This window comes from Saccharopolyspora sp. NPDC002686 (assembly GCF_040295745.1).
GTDB classification, from domain to species: Bacteria; Actinomycetota; Actinomycetes; order Mycobacteriales; family Pseudonocardiaceae; genus Saccharopolyspora; species Saccharopolyspora oryzae.
This window is the reverse complement of the sequence record NZ_JBEOVY010000098.1, coordinates 1-21,800: the sequence shown is the minus strand read 5'-3', so window position 1 is coordinate 21,800 and position 21,800 is coordinate 1. Positions and strand designations below refer to the sequence as shown.

24 protein-coding genes are annotated in these 21,800 nt (G+C 69.4%); 14 read left to right on the top strand and 10 right to left on the bottom strand.

Annotated elements, in window-relative coordinates; translation table 11 throughout:
• Positions 1 to 19: 19 nt before the first annotated feature.
• The 4 genes from ABTZ89_RS15585 to ABTZ89_RS15570 all read right to left on the bottom strand — a co-directional run bounded on the left by ABTZ89_RS15585 (position 20) and on the right by ABTZ89_RS15570 (position 3,673).
• Entirely contained in the window at positions 20 to 346 is a 327-nt protein-coding gene (locus ABTZ89_RS15585; RefSeq protein ID WP_270952662.1) for a LapA family protein, read from the bottom strand.
• Between the two features lie 95 nt (positions 347 to 441).
• Complete coding sequence (locus ABTZ89_RS15580) at positions 442 to 840, bottom strand: PaaI family thioesterase (protein ID WP_351044918.1); 399 nt, start codon at positions 838 to 840, stop codon at positions 442 to 444.
• Between the two features lie 47 nt (positions 841 to 887).
• The gene (locus ABTZ89_RS15575) at positions 888 to 2,339 is read right to left on the bottom strand and encodes an AMP-binding protein (RefSeq protein WP_351044915.1); all 1,452 of its coding nucleotides are present in this window, start codon (positions 2,337 to 2,339) and stop codon (positions 888 to 890) included.
• The gene (locus ABTZ89_RS15570; RefSeq protein WP_351044912.1) at positions 2,336 to 3,673 is read right to left on the bottom strand and encodes an SLC13 family permease; all 1,338 of its coding nucleotides are present in this window, start codon (positions 3,671 to 3,673) and stop codon (positions 2,336 to 2,338) included. Before ABTZ89_RS15570 ends, ABTZ89_RS15575 begins: the two co-directional genes overlap by 4 nt.
• A gap of 105 nt (positions 3,674 to 3,778) precedes the next feature.
• Here ABTZ89_RS15570 and ABTZ89_RS15565 point away from each other — a divergent pair, with 105 nt between their 5' ends.
• A complete protein-coding gene (locus tag ABTZ89_RS15565; RefSeq protein ID WP_351044909.1) occupies positions 3,779 to 4,537 on the top strand; it encodes an IclR family transcriptional regulator in 759 nt (252 codons plus the stop codon).
• Positions 4,538 to 4,623: 86 nt separating this feature from the next.
• Here the strand turns inward: ABTZ89_RS15565 and ABTZ89_RS15560 are convergent, their stop codons facing one another.
• Together ABTZ89_RS15560 and ABTZ89_RS15555 are read right to left on the bottom strand one after the other, a co-directional pair.
• Positions 4,624 to 5,544, bottom strand: a complete 921-nt coding sequence (locus ABTZ89_RS15560) for a sugar phosphate isomerase/epimerase family protein (RefSeq protein WP_351044906.1) — start codon at positions 5,542 to 5,544, stop codon at positions 4,624 to 4,626.
• A gap of 2 nt (positions 5,545 to 5,546) precedes the next feature.
• Positions 5,547 to 6,677: a Gfo/Idh/MocA family protein gene (locus ABTZ89_RS15555; RefSeq protein WP_351044903.1), complete on the bottom strand. Its 1,131-nt coding sequence runs from the start codon at positions 6,675 to 6,677 to the stop codon at positions 5,547 to 5,549.
• Positions 6,678 to 6,831: 154 nt separating this feature from the next.
• Between ABTZ89_RS15555 and ABTZ89_RS15550 the strand changes: the two genes are divergently transcribed.
• The 6 genes from ABTZ89_RS15550 to ABTZ89_RS15525 all read left to right on the top strand — a co-directional run bounded on the left by ABTZ89_RS15550 (position 6,832) and on the right by ABTZ89_RS15525 (position 13,146).
• Positions 6,832 to 8,055 (top strand): ROK family transcriptional regulator, encoded by a 1,224-nt coding sequence (locus tag ABTZ89_RS15550; RefSeq protein WP_351044900.1) that lies wholly within the window; start codon positions 6,832 to 6,834, stop codon positions 8,053 to 8,055.
• 107 nt (positions 8,056 to 8,162) lie between these two features.
• Entirely contained in the window at positions 8,163 to 9,449 is a 1,287-nt protein-coding gene (locus ABTZ89_RS15545; RefSeq protein ID WP_351044896.1) for an ABC transporter substrate-binding protein, read from the top strand.
• Positions 9,449 to 10,375, top strand: coding sequence for a carbohydrate ABC transporter permease (locus ABTZ89_RS15540; protein ID WP_270952649.1), 927 nt, complete (start codon positions 9,449 to 9,451; stop codon positions 10,373 to 10,375). Before ABTZ89_RS15545 ends, ABTZ89_RS15540 begins: the two co-directional genes overlap by 1 nt.
• A 142-nt stretch (positions 10,376 to 10,517) precedes the next feature.
• Entirely contained in the window at positions 10,518 to 11,294 is a 777-nt protein-coding gene (locus ABTZ89_RS15535; RefSeq protein ID WP_351044922.1) for a carbohydrate ABC transporter permease, read from the top strand.
• 32 nt (positions 11,295 to 11,326) lie between these two features.
• A complete protein-coding gene (locus ABTZ89_RS15530) occupies positions 11,327 to 12,406 on the top strand; it encodes a Gfo/Idh/MocA family protein (protein ID WP_270952647.1) in 1,080 nt (359 codons plus the stop codon).
• A complete protein-coding gene (locus ABTZ89_RS15525; protein WP_351044891.1) occupies positions 12,403 to 13,146 on the top strand; it encodes a ThuA domain-containing protein in 744 nt (247 codons plus the stop codon). The genes ABTZ89_RS15530 and ABTZ89_RS15525 overlap by 4 nt, the downstream gene beginning before the upstream one ends.
• A 38-nt stretch (positions 13,147 to 13,184) precedes the next feature.
• Here the strand turns inward: ABTZ89_RS15525 and ABTZ89_RS15520 are convergent, their stop codons facing one another.
• On the bottom strand, positions 13,185 to 14,021 hold the full coding sequence (locus tag ABTZ89_RS15520; RefSeq protein WP_351044888.1) for an arginase family protein: 837 nt from the start codon (positions 14,019 to 14,021) through the stop codon (positions 13,185 to 13,187).
• Positions 14,022 to 14,161: 140 nt separating this feature from the next.
• Here ABTZ89_RS15520 and ABTZ89_RS15515 point away from each other — a divergent pair, with 140 nt between their 5' ends.
• A complete protein-coding gene (locus ABTZ89_RS15515; RefSeq protein ID WP_351044885.1) occupies positions 14,162 to 14,899 on the top strand; it encodes an SDR family NAD(P)-dependent oxidoreductase in 738 nt (245 codons plus the stop codon).
• Positions 14,900 to 15,031: 132 nt separating this feature from the next.
• Here ABTZ89_RS15515 and ABTZ89_RS15510 read toward each other — a convergent pair whose 3' ends face one another.
• Positions 15,032 to 16,045, bottom strand: coding sequence for a PQQ-dependent sugar dehydrogenase (locus ABTZ89_RS15510; RefSeq protein ID WP_351044882.1), 1,014 nt, complete (start codon positions 16,043 to 16,045; stop codon positions 15,032 to 15,034).
• Between the two features lie 120 nt (positions 16,046 to 16,165).
• Complete coding sequence (locus ABTZ89_RS15505; RefSeq protein ID WP_351044879.1) at positions 16,166 to 17,092, bottom strand: oxygenase MpaB family protein; 927 nt, start codon at positions 17,090 to 17,092, stop codon at positions 16,166 to 16,168.
• Positions 17,093 to 17,251: 159 nt separating this feature from the next.
• Between ABTZ89_RS15505 and ABTZ89_RS15500 the strand changes: the two genes are divergently transcribed.
• From ABTZ89_RS15500 to ABTZ89_RS15485, 4 genes are all read left to right on the top strand, one after another.
• Complete coding sequence (locus ABTZ89_RS15500; protein ID WP_270952641.1) at positions 17,252 to 17,479, top strand: hypothetical protein; 228 nt, start codon at positions 17,252 to 17,254, stop codon at positions 17,477 to 17,479.
• Between the two features lie 62 nt (positions 17,480 to 17,541).
• Positions 17,542 to 17,823: a metal-sensitive transcriptional regulator gene (locus ABTZ89_RS15495; RefSeq protein WP_351044875.1), complete on the top strand. Its 282-nt coding sequence runs from the start codon at positions 17,542 to 17,544 to the stop codon at positions 17,821 to 17,823.
• A 35-nt stretch (positions 17,824 to 17,858) separates the two neighbouring features.
• Positions 17,859 to 18,233: a hypothetical protein gene (locus ABTZ89_RS15490; protein ID WP_351044872.1), complete on the top strand. Its 375-nt coding sequence runs from the start codon at positions 17,859 to 17,861 to the stop codon at positions 18,231 to 18,233.
• Between the two features lie 81 nt (positions 18,234 to 18,314).
• Positions 18,315 to 18,935 (top strand): DUF305 domain-containing protein, encoded by a 621-nt coding sequence (locus ABTZ89_RS15485; protein ID WP_351044869.1) that lies wholly within the window; start codon positions 18,315 to 18,317, stop codon positions 18,933 to 18,935.
• A gap of 53 nt (positions 18,936 to 18,988) precedes the next feature.
• Here the strand turns inward: ABTZ89_RS15485 and ABTZ89_RS15480 are convergent, their stop codons facing one another.
• Entirely contained in the window at positions 18,989 to 19,270 is a 282-nt protein-coding gene (locus ABTZ89_RS15480) for a metal-sensitive transcriptional regulator (RefSeq protein WP_270952635.1), read from the bottom strand.
• 376 nt (positions 19,271 to 19,646) lie between these two features.
• On the opposite strand from ABTZ89_RS15480, the gene ABTZ89_RS15475 reads away from it, so the two are divergent.
• Both ABTZ89_RS15475 and ABTZ89_RS15470 read left to right on the top strand, forming a co-directional pair.
• Positions 19,647 to 20,909, top strand: a complete 1,263-nt coding sequence (locus ABTZ89_RS15475; protein WP_351044865.1) for a multidrug effflux MFS transporter — start codon at positions 19,647 to 19,649, stop codon at positions 20,907 to 20,909.
• A gap of 75 nt (positions 20,910 to 20,984) precedes the next feature.
• Positions 20,985 to 21,794, top strand: a complete 810-nt coding sequence (locus ABTZ89_RS15470; protein ID WP_270952632.1) for an SAM-dependent methyltransferase — start codon at positions 20,985 to 20,987, stop codon at positions 21,792 to 21,794.
• The last annotated feature ends 6 nt before the right edge of the window (positions 21,795 to 21,800 follow it).

Here is a 21,800-nt window from a genome sequence, read left to right as displayed (position 1 = left end):
GTGCTGCGCACCCACGACCTCACTTGGTCCGGCGGGCGCGGTGCTTGGCGGAGCGGCGCAACTGGAGGATCCGCGCGGTGCCGACCAATGCGACCAGCAGGGCGCCGGCGAGCACCGCGAAGATCATCGCCACGCCCAGCGGCAGGTTCCCCGCCATCCACAGGAAGTGCACGGTCACGCTGTCGGAGTTCTGCACGATGAAGACGAGCAGGAAGACCAGCACGACCACCGCGACGACGACGGACACCCAGATCCCACCGGTCCGGGTCCGCGCCAACCGCTCCTCGTCGGCCCGCGTCCCGGCACCACCAACGCCCTCGTCCTTGTCCGCACCGTTCTCAACCATGCGGATCATCATCAACGCCAGCCGACCCCGAACTCCCCGGCGCACGCCGACCGGTCACCCGATCGGACGACAAGTGAAGGGCGTCGTACCTGGCCTCAGCCCCCAGTTGCCGATGAGCGCAGCCGCCGGTTCGCCCGTCCCGAGGCTCGAGCAACGATGTTGTCCTCGTCGTCGGTGACCCGGATTTCGAAGATGTCCTCCTTGGGCAGCCGTTCAGCAGCTCGCGCGACGGCGGTCAAGCGGTCTCCGAGGCGGGCGGGTCGGAGGTAGTCGATGTGGATGGCGCTGACCACCCCGCTGTGCTCGGCGTCGTTCGCCGCGGCTGCCAGCGCAGCCCCTGCCACGGTGACGATGAACGCCCCGTGCGCCGTTCCGTGCGGGTTGAGGTGGTCCGGGGACACCGTCGCGGTCGCGTCGGCACGACCGCCGCCGTGACCGGTGACGGCGATTCCGAGGTGCTGCGCGTAGGCATCGACCGGCTGAGTGTGGGTCATCGTCTTCGTCTCTCCTGATCGCCTCGTCCAGCGGGTGCGAGCAACGGTCAATGCGCGCTCGTGATGTCGTCGAGGAGGACCTTCTTCTGCACCTTTCCCAGCGGAGTGCGGGGGAACTCCTCGACGAAGCGGATCTCCCTGGGGCGCTTGTGCCATGACAGCTCGTCAGCGGCGTGAGCGATGAGCTGATCGCCGAAGTGGCTGGTCGGCGCGACTTCGCCGCCGGGGTCGTCGACGATGACGAAAGCGACGATGCGTTGCCCCAGGTCCTCGTCGGGTACGCCGACGACGACCGCTTCGCCGACACCGGTGACGTTGCGCAGGCATTCTTCGACTTCGCCCGCACCGATCCGGTAGCCGCCGGATTTGATCAGATCGACCGACTCGCGGCCGACGATGCGGTGGAAGCCCTGTTCGTCGACGACCGCGAGATCACCCGTGATGAACCACCCGTCCTCGGTCCAGGACTCCTCGGTCGCTGTTGGCAGTCCGAGGTAGCCGTCGAACAGGGAAGGGCCCTGAACTTCCAGTCGCCCCACGGATTCTCCGTCGGCCGGCACCACGTCGCCGGTTTCGGTCCGAAGCCGGGTGGTGTAGCCGCTCAACGGGACACCGACCCAGCCCGGTCTGCGTTCGCCGTCGGCACGCGTGCTGAGAGCGATCAGCGTCTCGGTCATCCCGTACCGCTCGATGAGCGCATGTCCGGTGAGCGCGCGGATGCGTTCGAAGGTCTGGACCGACAGGGGCGCGCTGCCGGAGATCAGCAGCCGCGCATCGCGCAGAGCCCGGGCGGATTCGGGATCGTCGGCGATTCGCTTCCAGATCGTCGGCACCCCGAAGAACACCGTTGCTCCGGCGGATGCGTAGTTGGCAGGGGTGGGGCTTCCCGTGTGCGCGAAAGGGGAACCGATGTGCAGGGAACCGAGCACGCCGAGGATCAGTCCGTGCGCGTGGAACAGCGGAAGGCCATGAGCGACCGTGTCCGCCGCGGTCCACTGCCAGGCCTCGGCCAGCGCCTCCACCCCGGAAGCGATCGCCGAGCGACTGATGAGCACTCCCTTGGGGACACCAGTAGTACCCGACGTGTAGAGGATCGCAGCGGTCTCGGAATCGGACGGCCGAGGTAGCGGATCGGCCGTGCTGAGGGCGCCGACGAGATCGACGGGTAGCGCGGTCAACGTCGGGGGCGCGGAGTCTCCCGCGAAGTGCGTCGCCCCCGAGTCGGTCAGCACGTGTTCGCGTTCGGCGACGCCCGCATCCGGCGCGATCGGCACGAACGGCACGCCAGCTGCGATGCATCCGACGACGGCGACGACAGTTCGCAGTGATCGATCGGCCTGGATCGCGATCGGGCCGCTGCCCCCTGGCAGTGACCGCGCGAAACCGGCGGCGGCGGCGACCAACTCCGCACGCGTGAGGCTGTCGCCGTCGATGGTCACCGCGGTGCGGCCCGGATCGACCAGAGGGCGGGTGAGCAGATCTGCGAGCAGCGACGTCATGTGAAGGCCTTCCCCGGAAGGATCAGGAGGAGCGTCAGCACGACCGGGCCGATGACGACCAGGGACATGCCCCACCAGGTGAGCAAGCGGGTCATTCGTGGACGCTGGGTGTCGTCGACCGTCGATGCCACGAGACTCGCTCCCACGGTCGAGAACGGCGACACGTCGACGATCGATGCGCACAGCCCGATGGCGCAGATCAGCGCCCACCCCGGGACTCCACCGTTGGCGATCAGCGGGAGCGCCAGCGGAACGAGGGCAGCCAGCATGCCCGTGGTCGATGCGAACGCCGATACCAGCCCGGCGACCACGCAGAGCAGGAACGCAGCCAGCATTGGCACCCCCACGTGGGCCGCGTGCTCTCCCAGCGCATCGAACACGCCCATCTCGGAGAGCACACCGACGTAGGTGATGATCCCGCCGACGAGGAGCACTGAGCCCCAATCGATCCGCGTCATCGCCTTCTTGGCCGCTGATGGCTCCACCAACGCCAGGCAGGCTCCGAGGCCGAAGCACAGCACTCCGATGTCGGGCTCGCCGCCGAGCAGCGCGATGACGATCGTGAGGACGATCAGGATTCCGATGGCAGCCAAGGTCACGAGCTGCACGAGGGTGGGCCGCGACCGCTTCACGACGTCGGCCTCGGCTCGGATGTCGGCGGTCAACGTGGATTGGCCGTACTGCGACAGCGCGGGACCGACGTGCACGGCGCGCTGCTCCGGCTCGTGTTCCTGCGATGCCTGCTGACGCTGCTTGCCGAACAGCACGTAGGCGCCAGCGAGCAACACGAGGTTCACCAGCAACGCGACGCCGAACAACAGCATTGGGCTGATCGCGATGCCGGCTTCCGCGGCCGTGCCGGTGGTGATGATGCCGAACAAGCTCGTCGGCGCGAACGCCCCCGCGCTCAGCCCGGTTCCCATCGCCAACCCCATGAGCATCGGATCGATCTTGCGCTCGTGGGCCACGCTCATGCCGATCGGAACGGTCACCAAGCCGCCGAGAGGCGCGCCCATGGCGGAGATCGTGGCGGTGAGGACGAAGAACGTCAGCGGTAGCAGGCGGTCCCGGTCGCCGACCCTGGCCAGTGCGGTGTCGACGAGCCACTGGATGGTGCCGTTGCTGTGCGCGATGCCGAAGAAGTACGTCACGCCCACCAGCAGAACGAGGATGCTCAGCGGGAATCCGGCGATGACGTCGTCCAAGGCCATGCCCGCCAGGCCGAGGCCGACCGCGCACGCGGCCGGGAACAGCACGATTCCGATGTTCACGTTCCGCATCGCCGCGACGGCGAACGCGAGGACGAAAACCCCGAAAGCGATCGATTGCGCCACGAGCTCAACCTCCTAGGGCCTTGCCTATCGGTCCACTGTGCGGCACACTGTGCTCCAGCGTGGACCGTGCGCTGTAAGCTAGTTCACTCTCAGGAAGGCGCGCAAGTGTCTGTCACGAACAGCGTCGTGTCGGCATTCCGGGTTCTCGAAGCGGTCGCAGAGGCCCAGCCCGTGGGACTTTCGGAGGTGGCGAGGGCGACCGAGTTACCCAAGAGCACCACCCAGCGATGCCTGCTGACGCTGCAAGACGTCGGCTGGATCAGGCCTTCCGACACCACACCCGTGCGGTGGTCGATCAGCTACCACGCGATGGCGGTGTGCGGCAAGGACTCCAAGGAGTCCCTCCGCGAGGTGGCGCTACCAGTGATGAGCGAGCTGCAGCTGTCGACGACGGAGACGATTCACCTGTGCGCGCCAGGCCGAAACGACCTGGTGCTCATCGAGCGGTTGGACACTGCGCACCCGCTTCGGGCCTTCCTGCCGCTCGGCGCCAGGGCCCGGCTGCACAGCTCGGCGACGGGGCTGGCCTTCCTAGCCGCATCGACGGACGAGTTCATCGACGCGTACCTCGACGGCGAGCTCGTGGCGGACACCCCCGAGTCGATGACCGACCCCGCGCTCGTGCGCGAAGCGCTGAAGCGAACCAGGGAAGACGGATTTTCCCGCAACATCGGTGGTTTGAGCACGGGGATCAACTCGCTGGGCGCCGCGCTGCTCAACGCCCGGCACCAGCCGGTGGGCGCGATCTCGATCTCGGGGCCGAGCATTCGGATCACGCCCGACCGGTTCGACGCGCTCGGCCCGATGGTGCGCGAGGCAGCCGCACAGATCAGCACTCGGCTGGGAGCCGTGCACACGCCCTAGCAGCTAGGGATCCGCGTCGGAGTCGCGGACCAGGGCGCAGCACCCGTCGGTGGTGACGAGGCTCGAATTCGATCGTCGATGCCGGGTCAGCCGACGATGAGGGGCCGGAGGGTTCGGTGGGCGATGTCGAGGCCTTGGGTGATGCGGTCGTCGGTGCCGCCCCAGACGGGGTCTTCGTGCTCCACCGAGAGGGTTCCGGTGAAGCCGTGCTCGTAGAGCCGGTCCACCACCCGGGCCCAGTCGACCTGGCCCAGGCCGGGGACGCGGTAGCGCCACCAGCCCATGTCCCAGGGGTTGCCGCCCTTGTCGACCTTGCCGAAGAAGCCGTAGCGCTGCCGGGCGCGCGGGTCGAGTTCGACGTCCTTGGCCTGGGCGTGGACGATGCGGTCGACGTAGGGGGCGATGGTCTCCACCGGGTCGATGCCGATCCAGGTCAGGTGCGACGGGTCCCAGTTCAGGTACAGCCCGAGCCCGAACATCCACTCCCACAGCTCCGGCGAGTACGCGAGGTTGCCCGGGTAGCCGTCGGGGTGCCAGCCCTCCATCACGCAGTTCTCGACGATGAGCTTCACGTCCCGCTCGCCGGCGTAGTCCACCAGTTCCGGGAAGATCCGCTCGGCCTCGGCGAGGTTGTCGGCCACCGGCTTCGTCCAATCGCGACCGATGAACGTGCCGACGTAGGGCACGCCGAGCGCTTGCGCCGCGTCGATCGCGTGCCGCAGGTGCGTGCGGATCTCCTCGCGCCGCACCGGATCCGGGTGCAGGTTGTTCTCGTAGTAGGCGAACGCCGACAGCGCCAGGCCGTGCTCGTCGAACAGCGCCAGGGTTTCCTCGACCTGCCGCGGACCGAAGTCGGCGACCGGCAGGTGCGCGGCTTCGAAGTCGCGGCCGCCGGTGCCGGGCCAGACCGCCACCTCCAGCGCTTCGTAACCGGCCTGCGCGGCCCAGCCCGCGATCCGGTCCAGCGTCCACTGCGGCAGGCACGCGGTGAGCATTCCGAGCTGCATGGTCACACCTTCGTCCAGGAGTTGTTGCGGGCGGAGCGGAGGACGGCGTCGACGAGCCGGGCCGAGCGCAGGCCGTCCTCGAACGTGGGCAGGCCTTCCGGGGAGGCGCCGTCGATCGCGGCGTAGGTGTCCGCGACGAACGCCTCGAAGCACTGGGCGTAGCCCTGCGCGTGCCCGGCCGGGAGCGTGGAAAGCCGCCGCTGCTCGGGCGATCCGTGCTCGGGGTCGCGGACCAGGATGCGGTTGCCGTCGGTGCCGCCGAGCCAGATCCGCTCCGGCTCCTCCTGGTCGAACACCGCGCTGCCCAGCGCGCCGTCGAGCTCGAACCACAACCGGTTCTTCCGCCCGGCCGCGACCTGCGAGATCGTCGCCGACCCCAGCACGCCGGAGGCCGTGCGCAGCAGCAACGCGGCCGAGTCCTCGGTGCGCACCTCGACCCGGTCGCCGGAGGCCGCGGCGGGCCCGGCGAAGGTCCGCCCGGCGGAGGCCGGTCGTGTCGGGATCGCGATGCTCAGCTCGGCGAGCAGGTCGCTGAAGGTCTCCCCCGACACCCACTCGACCAGGTCGCACCAGTGCGAACCGATGTCGGCGAAAGCCCGCGACGCACCGCCCAGCTCCGGGTCGACGCGCCAGCTGGAGGCGTCCGGCGAGAGCATCCAGTCCTGCAAGTAGCTGCCGTGCACCAGGTTCCAAGCGCCGAACTCGCCGGCCATGCGGCGCGCCTGGATCTCCCGCACCACCGGGTGGTAGCGGTAGACGAACGGAACCGCCGCCACCAGGCCGCTCGAACGGGCCGCGGCGGCCATCCGCTCGGCCTCGGCGAGCGAAATCCCCAGCGGTTTCTCGCAGATCACGTGCTTGCCCGCTTGCAACGCGGCTTCGGCGAACGGCGCGTGGGTGGCGTTGGGAGTGCACACGTGCACGACGTCGACGCGATCGTCGGCCAGCACATCGGCGAGTTCGCGGTACGCCGGCACTCCCCAGCTCGCGGCCACTTCGCTCGACCGCTGCGCCGAGGAGGCGAGCACGCCGACCACGTCAGCACCGGCGAGCACGGCGGCGCGGCGGTGCACCTCGCCGATCATCCCGGCGCCCAGGATGGCCACGCCGCGACCGGACGGTCCAGGGCTCACGAGGAGCCTCCTTCGGTCGGATCGATTGACTTCCACGGGTGTCTCACGCCCGAATTACGTCGAGGTCAAAGTTAGATCTCCGCCTTTACGCCTACAAGAGCTACCATTTATTTTCTTCTCAGACATAAATCGGCGGGACGTCAGGAGCACGACGATGGGGTGGGAACCGGTCCGCTTGGCGGTGCCGAGGACGTCCGGACGCGCCGACGACAGCCTGGTGCACAGCAGCCTCGCGCGCCTGATCGCCTCGGGCGCGGCGGAGAGCAGGGTCGACCTGGTGCGCGCCACCGGCCTGTCGCGGTCCACTGTGCACAGTCATCTGGACGCGCTGATCACCGCCGGTGCCGTGGTCGAACGCGGACCGGTCGGCAGCGGCGGCCGGGGACGTCCCGCGCACCGCCTGGCGATCGCACCGCGCACCGGAGCCGTCCTCGCCGCCGACGTCGGCGTGCACAGCACCCGCCTCGCGGTCGCCGACCTCGGTCAGGACGTGCTCGCCGAGAGCGAGGTCGAGCTGGAGATCTCCGTCGGCCCGGAACCCTCGCTGGACGTGCTCACCGACCACCTGCGCAAGCTGCTCGCCGCCGCCGAGATGCCGCCGGAGAAGGTGAAAGCGCTGGTGATGGGCTTGCCCGGCCCGGTGGATTCGAAGCTGGGCATGCCCGTGCGGCCACCGATCATGCCCGGCTGGGACGGCTTCCCGGTCGCCGAGACGATGGCCGACCGGTTCTCCTGCACCGCCTCGGTGGACAACGACGTCAACCTGATGGCGCTCGGCGAGGCCCGCGCGCTGTCGGTCGAGGAATCTCCCCTGCTGTTCCTCAAGGTCGGCACCGGGATCGGCGGCGGCATCGTCTCGGCCGGCGGCGAGCTGCACCGCGGTTCCGACGGCGCGGCCGGCGACATCGGGCACATCCGGGTGCCGGGCGCCGACGACGTGGTCTGCCAGTGCGGCAACGTCGGCTGCGTCGAAGCCGTCGCCTCCGCCGACGCCGTGCTGCGCGCGCTGCGCACCGAGGACGGAGGGCCGCGCAACGTGGAAGACCTGGCCCAGCTGCTGCGCGACGGTGATGCCACCGCCGTGCGGCAGGTGCGCACCGCAGCGGCGACGATCGGCGAGGTCGTGGCCATGCTGGTGCACTTCTACAACCCGAAGCGGATCGTCCTGGGCGGGCTCATCACCGCAGCTGCCGACGACCTGCTCGCCGGGATCCGCAGCGTCGTCTACCGCCGCGCCCTGCCGCTGGCCACCCGCAACCTGTCGCTGGCCAACAGCACGCTGGGCCGCTCCGCCGGCCTGGCCGGTGCGGTGGTGGCGGGGATCGAAAACGTGCTCTCCGCCGACGGAATCCGCGGCCTGCTGCACGAGATGCCTTGACACGCCGCGTGCGCACGGCTGACCATTTGATCGTCTCACGCCGCAGTTCGACCGGTGACCGGATGCCGTCCGGGGCACCGCAGACGGACCTGCGAAGCGGAGAGACCATGCCACCGAAACGCGCCCCCTCCTGGGCGGTCCTCGCCACCACCGCGGCGATCGCCCTCACCAGCTGCACCAGCGCCCCGGCCACCGGACCGGTCGGCGAACACGCACCCCAGGCCCCCGTGCTCGACCCGGCGATCGCCAACGGCGCCAGCGGTGACGTCACGATCTGCGGGAACCGGGACAACGGGACCTTCACGACCCTCGTGGAATCGTTCAACGCCAAGCGAACCGGCGTCACCGCGCACTACCGCGAGCTCGGGCAGGACACCGACTCGACCCGCGCGCAGGCCATCCAGCGCCTGGAGGGCGGGTCCCGCGGCTGCGACATCTACCTGATGGACGTGACCTGGGTCAGCGAATGGGCCGCGCAGGGCTGGATCCAGGACCACAGCCGACTGGTCGAGGAGCACCGCGCCGACCTCATACCGTCCACATTGGAAACAGCGCGCTACGACGACCGCTACTGGGCGGTGCCGCTCTACACCAACGCGGGCCTGCTGTTCTACCGCAAGGACCGGGTGCCGCCGCCGACCACCTGGTCCCAGGTCTACGCCAACGCCGCGTCCGACCCGCAGCACGAGGTCGAGATGCAGGCCAAGCGCTACGAAGGCCTCACCGTGAACTTCCTGGAGATGCTCTACTCCGCGGGCGGTTCGGTGATCGACGAGGACGGCAACGTCACCGTCGACTCCCCGCAGACCCGCGCCGTGCTGCGGCTGATGACCTCCGGGCTGGACTCCGGAGCCGTCGACCGCGCGAGCCTGACCTACGACGAGGACTCCGGACGGCGGGCCTACGAGTCCGGCGGCGCCGGCTACCTCCGGCAGTGGCCGAGCGCGTTCAGCCAGATCAAGCAGACCGGAGCCGGACCGGGCACCGCGGCGGCGCCGCTGCCCGCCTTCGACGAGCGCAGCGAACCCGCGGCGGTGCTGGGCGGCTGGAACCTCGCCATCGCCGCGAAGGCCGACAACCCCGCCGGCGCGGTGGCGGTCATCGACCACGCCACCAGCACCGAGTTCCAGAAGACCATGGTGCTGGAGCACTCCCAGGCCCCGGTGCGCGCCGCGACCTACGACGATCCGCAGGTCATCGCCGAACTGCCGTTCATCCCCCAGCTCAAGAAGTCGGTGCTCAGCGCCCGGCCCCGCCCGAAATCACCGGTGTACGCGCAGCTGTCGCGGGCGATCTACAAGAACGTCCACCAGGTGATCTCCGGGCAGACCGACGTCGAGTCGGGCGTGCGGAAGATGGCCGCCGACATCCGGACCGCGCAGGAGACCTTCTGATGACCACGACGACCCCGACCCGCCGGCGCCGCCGGGTCGACCAGCAGCAGCGGCGCACCGCGGTGTGGATGGTCTCGCCCGCGCTGGTGGTGATGTTCCTGGTGGCCGCGGTGCCGATCGGCTACGCGGTGTGGCTGTCGCTGAACGTCTACAGCGTGCGGCAGGCCGGCCTGTCCCAGTTCGTGGGGCTGACCAACTACTGGAACGCGCTGACCTCGCCGGAGTGGTGGGAGGCGTTCCGCCAGACGCTGTTCTTCGCGGTCGTGTCGGTGGGGTTGGAGATCGTGCTCGGCGTCGCGATGGCGCTGCTGCTGAACATGGCCTTCCGCGGTCGAGGATTGCTGCGTTCCACGCTGCTGGTCCCCTACGCCGTGCTGACCGTGGTCTCGGCGATCACCTGGCAGGCGATGTTCGACTCCAACCTCGGCCTGGTGACCGGGGTGCTGCGCGCGCTCGGCCTGCCCGGTGGTGAGCACGTGTGGCTGGCCGAGCCCGGTTACGCGATGGCCGTGATCATCGTCGCCGACGTGTGGAAGACCGCGCCGTTCGTCGCGCTGCTCGTGCTGGCCGGGCTGCAGGTCATCCCGCCCGACGTCTACGAGGCGGCCGACCTGGACGGCGCCACCCGGTGGCAGACGTTCTGGCGGGTCACGCTGCCGCTGCTGCGTCCGGCGATCGCGCTGGCCGCGATCTTCCGGCTGCTGGACGCGCTGCGGATCTTCGACCTGCCGTTCGTGCTGACCAAGGGCGCCAGCGGCACCGAAACCATGTCCATGCTCGCCTACCAGGAGCTGCGCGAGGGACGGCTGATCGGGCCCGGTTCCGCGCTGTCCATCCTGACCTTCGCCACCGTCATGGTGGTGTCCCTGGTCTACATCCGCTTCGCCGGCGGCAACATCCGCGACGTGGCGAAGGACGGCCGATGAGCAGCACTCCCCCGGCCCGCGAGGAAATGGAGATCTGATGGCCACCGTCCTCGTCCCCGCCCCGACCACCACGTCGACGCCCCCACCCGCCGGCCGCCGGGACCGGCCGCGACCGCTGACGCTGGTCTTCGCCGTGCTGGTGATGCTGGCCTCGCTGGTGCCGTTCTACTGGCTGATCAACACCTCGCTGAAGACCGGCGCCGAGCTGTCCTCGGGCAGCCTGTTCCCCACCGCACCATCGCTGCAGAACTACGCCGAAGTCCTGCAGGACGGGGAATTCCTGACCGCACTGCGCAATTCCGTCATCGTCGGCGTGGTCACCACCTCGCTGGCCCTGCTGCTGGCCTCGTTCGCCGCCTACGCGCTGGCCCGTCTCAAGCTCCCGCGCAAGGGGCTGATCCTCGGCGCCGTGCTGTCGGTGACCACGTTCCCGGTCATCGCGATCGCGGCCCCGATGTTCAAGATCTGGAGCGACCTGGGCATCTACGACACGCTGCTCGGCCTGATCGTCCCGAAGCTGACCTTCGCGCTGCCGATGGCGATCTTCGTGCTCACCTCGTTCTTCCGCGAAATCCCCTTCGAACTGGAGGAATCCGCGCTGATCGACGGCGCCACCCCGTTCCAGGCGTTCCGCAAGGTGATCCTGCCGCTGGCGGTACCGGGCATCGCCACCACCGCGATCCTGGTGTTCATCTCGGTGTGGAACGAGTTCCTGCTCGCGGTCACGCTGACCTCCACCCCGGACGCCCGCACCGTGCCGGTGGCCATCGCGTTCTTCTCCGGCACCAACGAGTTCGACCAACCCATCGGCACCATCAGCGCGGCCTCGGTGATCGTCACCCTGCCCCTCCTGCTGCTGGTGCTGGTCTTCCAGAAGCGGATCGTGGCCGGTCTGACAACCGGCGCGATCAAAGGTTGAAACACCCGCACAAGGTGAAGGAGACCGTATCCATGAGTCCGATCCGGGTCGGCGTCGTCGGTATCGGTTGGGCCGGCCAGCAGCACCTGGCCGCCTACCGCGACCTGCCGGACGTCGAGATCGTCGCGATCGCGGGCAAGGAACCGGAGCTGCTGCGCTCGCTCGGCGAGCAGTACGGGGCTTCGATGCTGTTCGAGAACTGGGAGAACCTGCTCGAGGTCCCCGATCTCGACGCGGTCAGCATCGCGGTTCCGACCTTCCTGCACGCGCCGATCGCCATCGCCGCGCTCAAGCGCGGACTGCACGTTCTCAGCGAGAAACCCTTGGCCCGCAACGCTGTTGAAGGCGAGCAGATGGTCGACGCGGCCCGCTCCGCGGGTCGGGTGCTGGACGTGGTGTTCAACCACCGGCTGCGCGGTGACATCCAGGCGCTCGGCGAGATCATCCGGCGAGGCGAGCTGGGTCGGCCGTACTACGCGAAGGCGTCCTGGATGCGCCGTCGCGGGATCCCGCTGCTGGGCAGCTGGTTCACCAACCAGGAGATGTCCGGCGGCGGACCGCTGGCCGACATCGGCGTCCACGTGCTGGACTACGCGCTGCACCTGCTCGGAGAGCCACGCGTCCTTTCCGTCAGCGCGGTCACCTACTCGGAACTCGGGCCTCGCGGAATCGGCGGCATGAAGCGGGAAACGGCCGACCAGAGCATCTCCGAGTACGAGGTGGAGGACTTCGCGTCCGCGTTCGTTCGCTTGGAGGGCGGCGGCACGCTGGTGCTGGAGACCTCCTGGGCAGCGTTCCGCAGCCCGGACGACCTGATCGACTTCAGCGTCCTCGGCACCGACGGCGGCGCCGAGCTCAAGGCCGTCGGAGCGACGAAGGCGCTGGTCGGCGACATGCACGTGTACCGCGACGTGGACGGCGAGATCGCCGACTACCAGCCCACGGCCGAACCCGGCCGCGCACACGCCGGGGTGGTGGAGAACTTCGTCCGCACCCTCCGCGACCCGGCGCAGTGGCCCGCCAACGACGGCTCTCTCGCCCTGAAACGAGCACGGGTCATCGACGCCTGCTACCAGTCCGCCGCCGAGAAGCGAGAGGTCACCGTCGAATGAGCGAGCTGCGCATCACCGTCTGGAACGAAGGCGTCCACGAGTCCACGAAGGACCCTGCCGGGATGGACGAGTACTACCCCAACGGCATCCACGGCGCCCTCGCCGCCGGGATCAGCGAGCAGCTGCCGGACTCGACCGTGCGCACCGCGCTGCTCAGCGACCCCGAGCACGGACTGCCCGAGGAGGTGCTGGCCGACACCGACGTCCTGCTCTGGTGGGGCCACAAGGCCCACGACCAGGTCGACGACGCGGTCGTGGACCGGGTGCAGCAGCACGTGCTCGCCGGCATGGGGCTGCTGGTCCTGCACTCCGGGCACTTCTCGAAGATCTTCACCCGAATGCTGGGCACCACCTGCTCGCTGAGCTGGCGAAACGCGGCCGAGCGCGAGGTGGTGTGGACGGTGGACCCGACGCACCCGATCGCCGAGGGCGTGCCCAACCCGCTGGTGATCCCGGAGCAGGAGACCTACGGCGAGTTCTTCGACATCCCGGCCCCGGACGAGCTGATCTTCATCAGCTCCTTCACCGGCGGCGAGGTCTTCCGCTCCGGCGTCACCTTCAACCGCGGCAAGGGCCGGATCTTCTACTTCAGCCCGGGCGACGAGCGCTACCCGGTCTACAACCAACCGGAGATCAAGCACGTCCTGGCCAACGGAATCCGCTGGGCGGCCCAACCCGAAGTCGACCGCACCACCCCGAAGGTCTCCAACCCACCCCGCGACTGGTACTTGGAACGCTGAACCTGCGGGGCACCTTCGGCGGAAGGTGCCCCCGCCTGTCAAAGCCGCTGCACTGCCCGGAGGATAGGTTCCAGGGCGTCGATGATCGGGGTTGCCGGCGATGCTTCCGAGTCCGATTCGAACTCGCCGATCTCGACGCCGACGACTTCGCTCTCGGCCAGCACTTCAGCCGCCCGGTGCAGTTCCGCGAGGCTCAGCCCGCCGGGAACCAGGTAGTCGGTCGGCACGATGCCGGGTTCGAGCACGTCGCAGTCGAGGTGGACGTACACCGGACGACCGGCGATCGCACGTCGCAGCTCTGCGGGCAGCCCGTCGCCGACGCGGACCAGTCCGATCTCCCCGCGATCGAGCAGGCGCTGCTCCGGCGGGTCGATGTCGCGCGCGCCGACGAGGACTGCGTTCTCCGGCCGCAACCCGCTGCCGAGCCCGGAGTCCCACAGGCCGAGCGGACCGCTGAGGGCCAGGCCTCCCAAGTACCCGCTCGGCGAGGTCTGCGGCGTGTTGAGGTCCGCGTGGGCGTCGAACCACACCACTACCGCGTCGGGCCGATGAGCGGCGATCCTGGGCAAGGTCGCGAGCGCGACCGAGCAACGGCTCAGCGCGGTCACCGGGACGCCTCCGTCGGCGAGCAGCTGCTCGTACCGCCGGGACATGGCCTGCATTTCCGGCAGAGCCGCAGCGAGTTCTTCTGCCCACCCCACCGACAGTGCCGGACGCGGTTCGCCGATGACGGCCGGCTCGGCACCGAAGCGCGCGGCGAGACCCGCCGCCACGACCTGCGAACCGGTCATCGCCCGGTCGTTGTGGTCACCTGCGCGCCCGGCGAAGTGGGTCAGCGCCGGCACGGCGCTGGCAGCGCGATGCGTCGCGGTCATGCGGCTCCTCCAGAGGAATTCGGCGAGCGCTCATTCTTCGAAACCCGCGAGCCTGTTGTCGAGGGAATTGTCAACCCCGCAGCTCGGGGAGAGCCCAGCCGGGAAGTCGGCTGCTTCCGGCGCTCTGACAACATCGCCCCATGAACACGGATCAGCCGGTCGCGCTCGTCACCGGTTCGACGTCGGGGATCGGCGAGGCCATCGCACGTCGCTTCGCCGCCGACGGAGCTCTCGTCGTAGTCCACTCGCGGACCAGCCAGGACACCGGCCTGCGCCTGGCGCGTGAGCTCAACGGCATCTACGTGCAGGCCGACCTCGCCGACGAGCACGAGAGCGAGCAGCTGGTCGAGCGCGCGCTCGACCAGTGCGGGCGGCTCGACGTGCTGGTCAACAATGCCGGAATCAGCTGGCCGATTCCGCACGCCGATCTCGCCGCCGCGACCACATCGGACTGGCGGCGCTTGCTGGAGGTCAATCTCATCGCCCCGTGGGTGCTCTGCACAGCAGCGCAGCCGGCACTTCGCGCATCCACCCAGCCGGGCGGTGGCAGCATCGTGAACATCACCAGCCACGCCGGGGTCCGCCCGAAGGGATCGTCGATCCCCTACGCCGCGAGCAAGGCCGCGCTCAACCACGTGACCAAACTGCTGGCAGCGGCGCTGGCACCGGAGATCCGGGTGAACGCGGTCGCGCCCGGCCTGGTCGACACGCCGATGACGCAGGACTGGACCGAAGCCCACGCCCTGTGGAACGAGAAGGCCCCGATGCGACGCCCGGCCCAGCCGTCCGACGTCGCCGACCTGGTCGCCTCCCTCTGCGCCAGCACGTACCTGACCGGTGAAGTGATCATGCTCGACGGAGGCCTCAACCTCCGCTGACCCCGACGACGCAGCGAGGGCCCTTGCTGCCGACGTGTTCAGCAGGAAGGGCCCTCCACTCGGGATTTGGTACTGGCAGACATCAGGGTCGGCACCCGCACCGCCACGCAGAACGAGTTCGGGGACAAGCCCTTACGGGGTGATGCTGAGGATCTGGTCGTCGTCGGGGCCTGGTTCTCCGTTGTTGTCCTGGTTCGAAGTCGTCACCCAGAGGGTTCCGTCCGGGGCCGCGACCGGGGTTCGGAGGCGGCCGTACTCGCCCTGGAACAGCGACTTCGGTTCGCCGACCGTGCCGTCGCCGTTGAGCGGGATCTGCCAGAGGCGCTGGCCGCGCAGGGCCGCGACGTAGAGGTTGTCGCCGTGGACCGCCAGACCGCTGGGCGAGGAGTCCTTGACCGACCAGGTGACCAGCGGATCCACGTACTCCCCGTTGCCGCACTCGCCTTCGCAGTCGGGCCAGCCGTAGTTCTTGCCGCCCTCGATCAGGTTGACCTCGTCCCAGGTGGCGTCGCCGAGTTCCGACGAGTAGAGCCGGCCTGCGCCGTCCCAGCCGAGGCCTTGCGGGTTGCGGTGGCCGATCGAGTAGACCACCGAGTCGCCGAACGGGTTGTCCGGCGCGGGTTTTCCGTCGGGGGTCATGCGCAGGATCTTGCCGTTGAGCGAGTTGAGGTCCTGCGCGGTGCCCTTGTCCTGGGCGTCGCCGGTGGTGGCGTAGAGCATGCCGTCGGGGCCGAAGGCCAGTCGGCCGCCGTTGTGGTAGCGGTTCTTCGCGATGCCGGTCAGGATCGGTTGCGGGGCTTCGCCGAGGCGCAGCTTGGCGATCCGGTTGTCCTCGCTGGTGCTGTAGTAGACGAACACGGTCCGGTCGGACTCGAACCCCGGCGACACGGCCAGGCCCAGCAGCCCGCCCTCGCCATCGGTCGGCTCCGACTCGTCGATCTTCTGCACCTCGGTGACCTGGCCGTCCTTGAGGGACATGATCTGCCCGGTGTCGCGCTGGGTGAACAGCGCCGAACCGTCGGGCAGGAACGCCAGTCCCCACGGGATGTCCAGCTTCTTGGCCACCGGCTCGACCTCGGCCGCGGCGGCGGCCGGGGTGAGGGCCAGCATGAGCGCGGCGACGATCGCGCACGTCCGACGGATCATCAACGACCTCCTCCCCTTCGCGTGCGCAGGAGCGCGCGCGAATCTCGTGGCGAGGCGGCGGATCACCACTGGTGATCCCAGCACGCGCGGGCCCCGGCGCATACCGCCAGCAGGAGGTAGTCAGCCGGCCTGCGCGGGCGAGTAGTGCTTGGGGTCGTCGCGGCGATCCGGCGGTGGGAGGTTGCGGGGCGGCGTTTCGACCAGCGGCGCGTCGGCCGGCGCTTTGCCTCGAACGCGGCGCCATGCGGCTCGGGCGCGCGGGTGGTAGCGCCGCTCGAACGGCACGAAGCGCCAGACGACGGCGAGCGCTCGGCCGACGACGCGCATCAGCCGCTCGTCGCGCGCGGTCCAGCGGTAGCCGAGCTTGTCCCTGATGGCCTGGTCGTAGAGGCCGACGGTGAGCCAGGTGAAACCGCGGCCGATCGGGATGCGCGCGAGCTTCCACAGCGGTTCCGGCAGCCACCGCATCGTGGGCGGCTTGCCGATCCGGGAGAGGTCCAGGACGTCGCGGGTCGCCTTGTTGTCCTCCAGGACCTCGCGGCACATGTGGTCCCAGTACCGCTGGAAGCTCGGCCAGTCCGGCGGCACCGGGCGCATGCTCATCCCGTACAGCCGGTACCACTGCACGCCCTCGGCGTAGACCTGCGCCTTCTGCTCCTCGCTGAGCGGTTCGCCGAAGTGCTCGTTGATCAGGATCGGCATCACCAGGAAGGTCGAGTGCGCCCAGAAGTAGGTGTCCGGGTTGAGCGCGTGGTAGGGCCGCCCGTGCTTGTCGACGCCCTTGATCGTGTCGTGGTACCCGCGCACCTGCCGAGCGGTCTGCTCCGCGCGCGGACCGTCGTAGACCACGCCACCGATCGGGTACAGCGACCGGTAGAGCCGTTCCCAGCGCTCGTCGAAGAACTGCGAGTGCTCCTCCACGCCCGCGCCCAGCTGGGGGTGCATGTTCTGCATCGACCCGGCCCACAACGCGAGCAGCAGCCCGCGCCAGTCCCCGAAGTAGCGCCACATCAGCGAGTCCGGACCGAGCGGTTTCGGCTTCGACATCGGCGCTCCCTCCCAATGTGAGGACACCTGTTGGCAAAAATAGGATCGCCCGGTCCTCGCGTCAATCGCCCCAACGGGCCCCGGCAACCCGCCCACGACCAGCGCGGACGTCCACCCACCTACACTCGGGGTGGACGCGAGCAGGAAGGCCCCTGATTGATGAGCAAGAACCAACTCACCACCCTGCTGGTGCGCACGCTGCTGTTCTTCGTCATCGCGGTGGTGCTGGGCTTCATCTCGGGCTGGCCGGTCTACGCCTTCATCGCGGTCGCCCTGACCGGCGGTGCCGCACTGGTCCAGCTGGGCGGCGTGCTGTACCTGGCGCGCAAGGAGCGGGAGAACCCCGGGACCGCGAAGGCGCCGGTCAAGCCCGAGGGCTTCATCTGATCGACTTTGCCGACAAGTACCCCCCTGGGGTATAAAGGCATCGGGATTCCGAGGAGGTGCCGATGCACGGCTACACGCACGACAAGGACAACTACGCCAAGCGGCTCCGGCGGGTCGAGGGCCAGGTGCGCGGCCTGGCGCGGATGATCGACAACGACGAGTACTGCATAGACGTGCTCACCCAGATCTCGGCCACCACCAAGGCCCTGCAGGCCGTAGCGCTGGGGCTGCTGGACGAGCACCTCAAGCACTGCGTGTCCGAAGCGCTGGCCGAGGGCGGCGAGCAGGCCGAGGAGAAGGTCCGCGAGGCCAGCGACGCCATCGCCCGACTGGTGAAGTCCTGACGCCCCGCAAACCCAGCCCCGGTATGGTAAGCGGCGTGCGCGAACGTCCGGGCCTGCTCCGCTGGGGACTCCTGCTGGTCCTCGCGTTCTGCGTCGTGCTCATGCACCACGTCCCGGCGCAGCAGCACGAGCAGACCCACGCGCCGCAGCCACCGGCCGCAGTCGCCATGCACGCGGGAGCGGCCGAGCACCACGAGCAGCCCGCGCCGGCTCCGGACGACCACGGTGCGCTGCACCTGTGCCTGGCGATCATGCTCGGCTTCCTGGTGCTGCTGCTCCCCCAGCTCAGCCGAGCCATCCGCGCTGCGGCCGTGCTGCCGCGCTACCTCACAGCAGCTCTGCCCGCACTCCTCCCCCCGCCGTTACCCGTTCCGCGAAGACTCGCGGCGCTGTGCGTGCTTCGTCGCTGATCGGCAGCTGATCGGCCGCGGCAATCCCGCCGCGGCTCGATGACGCATTCCCGATCCAGCTCACGAAAGACGAGGAACACCATGAAGCGCACGCGCGCATTCGCGATCGCGATCAGCGCGGTCGCCGCGATCGCACTGGCCGGCTGCAGCAACGGGCAGGAGGCCGGCAACACGCCCGCCCCGCAGGCCCCGGCGAGCCAGGAGCAGGCGGCCCACAACGCCGCCGACGTCACCTTCGCCCAGGGCATGATCCCGCACCACCAGCAGGCCATCGAGATGTCGAAGCTGGCCCCGGAGCGGTCGCAGTCCCAGCAGGTCAAGGACCTGGCCAAGCAGATCGAGGCGGCGCAGGGGCCGGAGATCCAGACCCTCACCGGCTGGCTGCGCGACTGGGGCGCCGAGGCGCCGAGCACCGATCACGCTTCGATGGGTCACGACATGGGCGACATGGGCGGTGACCACGGCGGCATGGGCGGCATGATGTCCGCCGACGAGATGAAGCAGCTGGAGCAGGCCAAGGGCGCGGAGTTCGACCGCATGTTCCTGGACCTGATGATCAAGCACCACGAGGGCGCGGTGACCATGGCGCAGGCGGAGCTGTCCGGCGGCCAGTTCCCGGCGGCCAAGCAGATGGCCCAGCAGATCATCGACACCCAGCAGGCCGAGATCGACACCATGCGCACGCTGCTGTCGCAGAGCTGACCACCAGGCCGGGGCGGCGGCCAGCCGCCCCGGCCCCCGTCACGACCGGCCGGTCAGGACTTGACCAGGCGGGCGATGGCCTCGCTGGCCTCGCGGACCTTCTCGTCGGCGTTCTCGCCGCCCTCCGCGAGGGCTTCGGCGACGCAGTGCTTGAGGTGCTCGTCGAGCAGGCGGAGGGAGACCGCCTGGAGCCCCTTCGTCGCCGCCGAGATCTGGGTGAGGATGTCGATGCAGTACTTGTCCTCTTCGATCATCCTGGCCAGGCCGCGGACCTGCCCTTCGATGCGCGCCAGCCGCTTCAGGTAGCTGTCCTTGTCCTCGGTGTACCCGTGCATCGCCCGCTCCACTTCACCGACCTCGCCAAACCCGGAAATCCTACCCCCCAGCAGGCGCCGGGCGGAGCCCTCTCAGCGCAGGAGCGCGAAACCACGTCGGCCCGAGCTCGGCGCGTGCCCACCGGCGCTCCCGGAAATCTCGGCCCGGACCGGAAAAGTTCATCGCACTTTTACCGGAACCCGGGAATACGATCCACAATAGACTTTTAGCCCCGTTAACGTGTTGTGCGGAAAATCCCGGTGCAGCGGCGATTTCCAGCCGGTGTAGTCCGCATCACAGCGATTTCCCCGCCATCCCGGGAACAAAGTGATCGCGACCATCGCTGGAGAGCGCGTCAGATTCTTCCGCCGTTCCAGGCGAATTCGAAAGGCAGCGATGGACAACGTTGCGGTGCAAAGCCCTCCGGCGGCGCGGGACGTGCGACCTGCGACCGACGAGCCGACCGGGTTCGACCGTTTCCGGGTGATCGTGGTGCTGGGGGCGCTGATCGCCCTCGGCCCGCTGACCATCGACATGTACCTGCCCGCGTTGCCCGCCATCGGCAACGACCTGCAGGCCAGCGCCTCCACCGTGCAGCTCACCCTCACCGGCACCCTGCTCGGTCTAGGCGTCGGCCAACTGCTGATCGGCCCGTTCTCCGACATCGTCGGCCGCCGGTTACCGCTGATCGCCGGGACCGCGCTGCACATCCTGGCGTCGCTGGCGTGCCTGTTCGCCCCGAACATCGCGGTGCTCGGGACGCTGCGCGCGCTGCAGGGCGTCGGCGCGGCCGCGACCATGGTCGTCGCGCTGGCCGTGGTCCGGGACCTGTTCACCGGCAACGCCGCGGCCACCGCGCTCTCGCGGTTGATGCTGGTGATGGGCGTGGCCCCGATCCTCGCGCCGAGCCTGGGCGGGGCGATCCTGCTGACCGGGTCGTGGCGCGGGGTGTTCGGCGCGCTGGGGATCCTCGGTGCGGTCCTGCTGGTGGTGGCCGTCTTCGCGCTCCGCGAGTCGCTGCCGCCGGAACGCCGCCAGGCCGCGCAGTTCCGCCCGGTGCTGCGCACCTACCGGCAGCTGATCACCGACCGCGACTTCGTGCTGCTGGCGATCGTCGCGGCGCTGGCGATGTCCGCGCTGTTCTCCTACATCTCGGGCTCGTCGTTCGTGCTCCAGGAGCAGTTCGGGCTCAACCAGCAGGCGTTCGGGCTGGTCTTCGGCGTCGGCGCGGTGGCGCTGATCGGCGCTTCGCAGTTCAACGTCGTGCTGCTCAAGCGCTACAGCCCCAAGCAGATCGTGTTCGCCGCGCTGGTCGCGGCCACCACCGCGGGCGTGGTCCTGACCGCGCTGACCACCACCGGCACCGGCGGGCTCTACGGGTTCATCGTGCCGATGTGGCTGGTGCTGGGAGCGATGGGTTTCGTGCTGCCCAACGCACCTGCGCTCGCGCTCTCCCGGCACGGCGAAGCAGCCGGGACCGCGGCCGCACTGCTCGGTGCCGCGCAGTTCGGGCTCGGCGCGCTGATCGCACCGCTGGTCGGCGTGCTGGGCAACGACGGTCCGGCGATGGCGATCACCATGACCGCCGGCGCGGCAGTCGCCCTGGTGGCCCTGGGCGTGGTGGTCCGGCTCGGCAACTCGGCCGAACACGCGGTCTAGCCCGGGCATATCGGGCGCGATTAGCATCACGGCTGGGCGGCCGGTACGCGCCGCCTGGCCGTGAGGAGGATCTGGATGTCCGAGGTGGCGCCCGAGCACGGGCACATCGACCTGGAGAAGCCGAACGCGGCGCGGGTCTACGACTACTACCTGGGCGGCGACCACAACTTCGCGATCGACCGGCAGATGGCCGAGGAAGCGATCGACATGTGGCCGGACCTGCCGCTGGTGATGCAGGCCAACCGCGCGTTCCTGCGGCGCGCGGTGCAGTTCTGCGTCGACCGGGGCATCCGCCAGTTCCTCGACCTGGGCTCGGGCATCCCCACCGTCGGCAACGTGCACGAGGTCGCCCAGCTGGCGGCGCCCGGTTCGCGCGTGGTCTACGTCGACACCGACCCGGTCGCGGTCGCCTACAGCAAGAAGCTGTTGAGCGACAACCCGGAGGCGGCGATCGTCGACGCCGATCTGCGCGATCCGGAGCGGGTGCTCGGCAGCCCGGAGGTCGCCGAGCTGCTGGACCTGAGCCAGCCGGTCGCGCTGATGATGGTCGCGGTGCTGCACTTCGTGCCGGACGCCGACGAGCCGTACGAGGTCGTCAACCGCTACCGGGAGGCGTTGGCCCCGGGCAGCTTCCTGGTGATCTCGCACGCCTCCAACGAGGGCCGCCCCGACGTGGCGCCGGCGCACGCCGACCTCTACCGCAAGCGCACCACGACACCCTTGACGATGCGCTCGCAGGCCGAGGTGACCCGCTTCTTCGACGGGTTGGAGCTGGTGGACCCGGGAGTGGTCTTCCTGCCGGAGTGGCGCCCGGTCGCGCCGACCGAGGTCGGCGAGCACCCGGAGCGGCTCACCGGGCTGGCCGGGGTCGGGCGGAAGCCGTGATCAGCG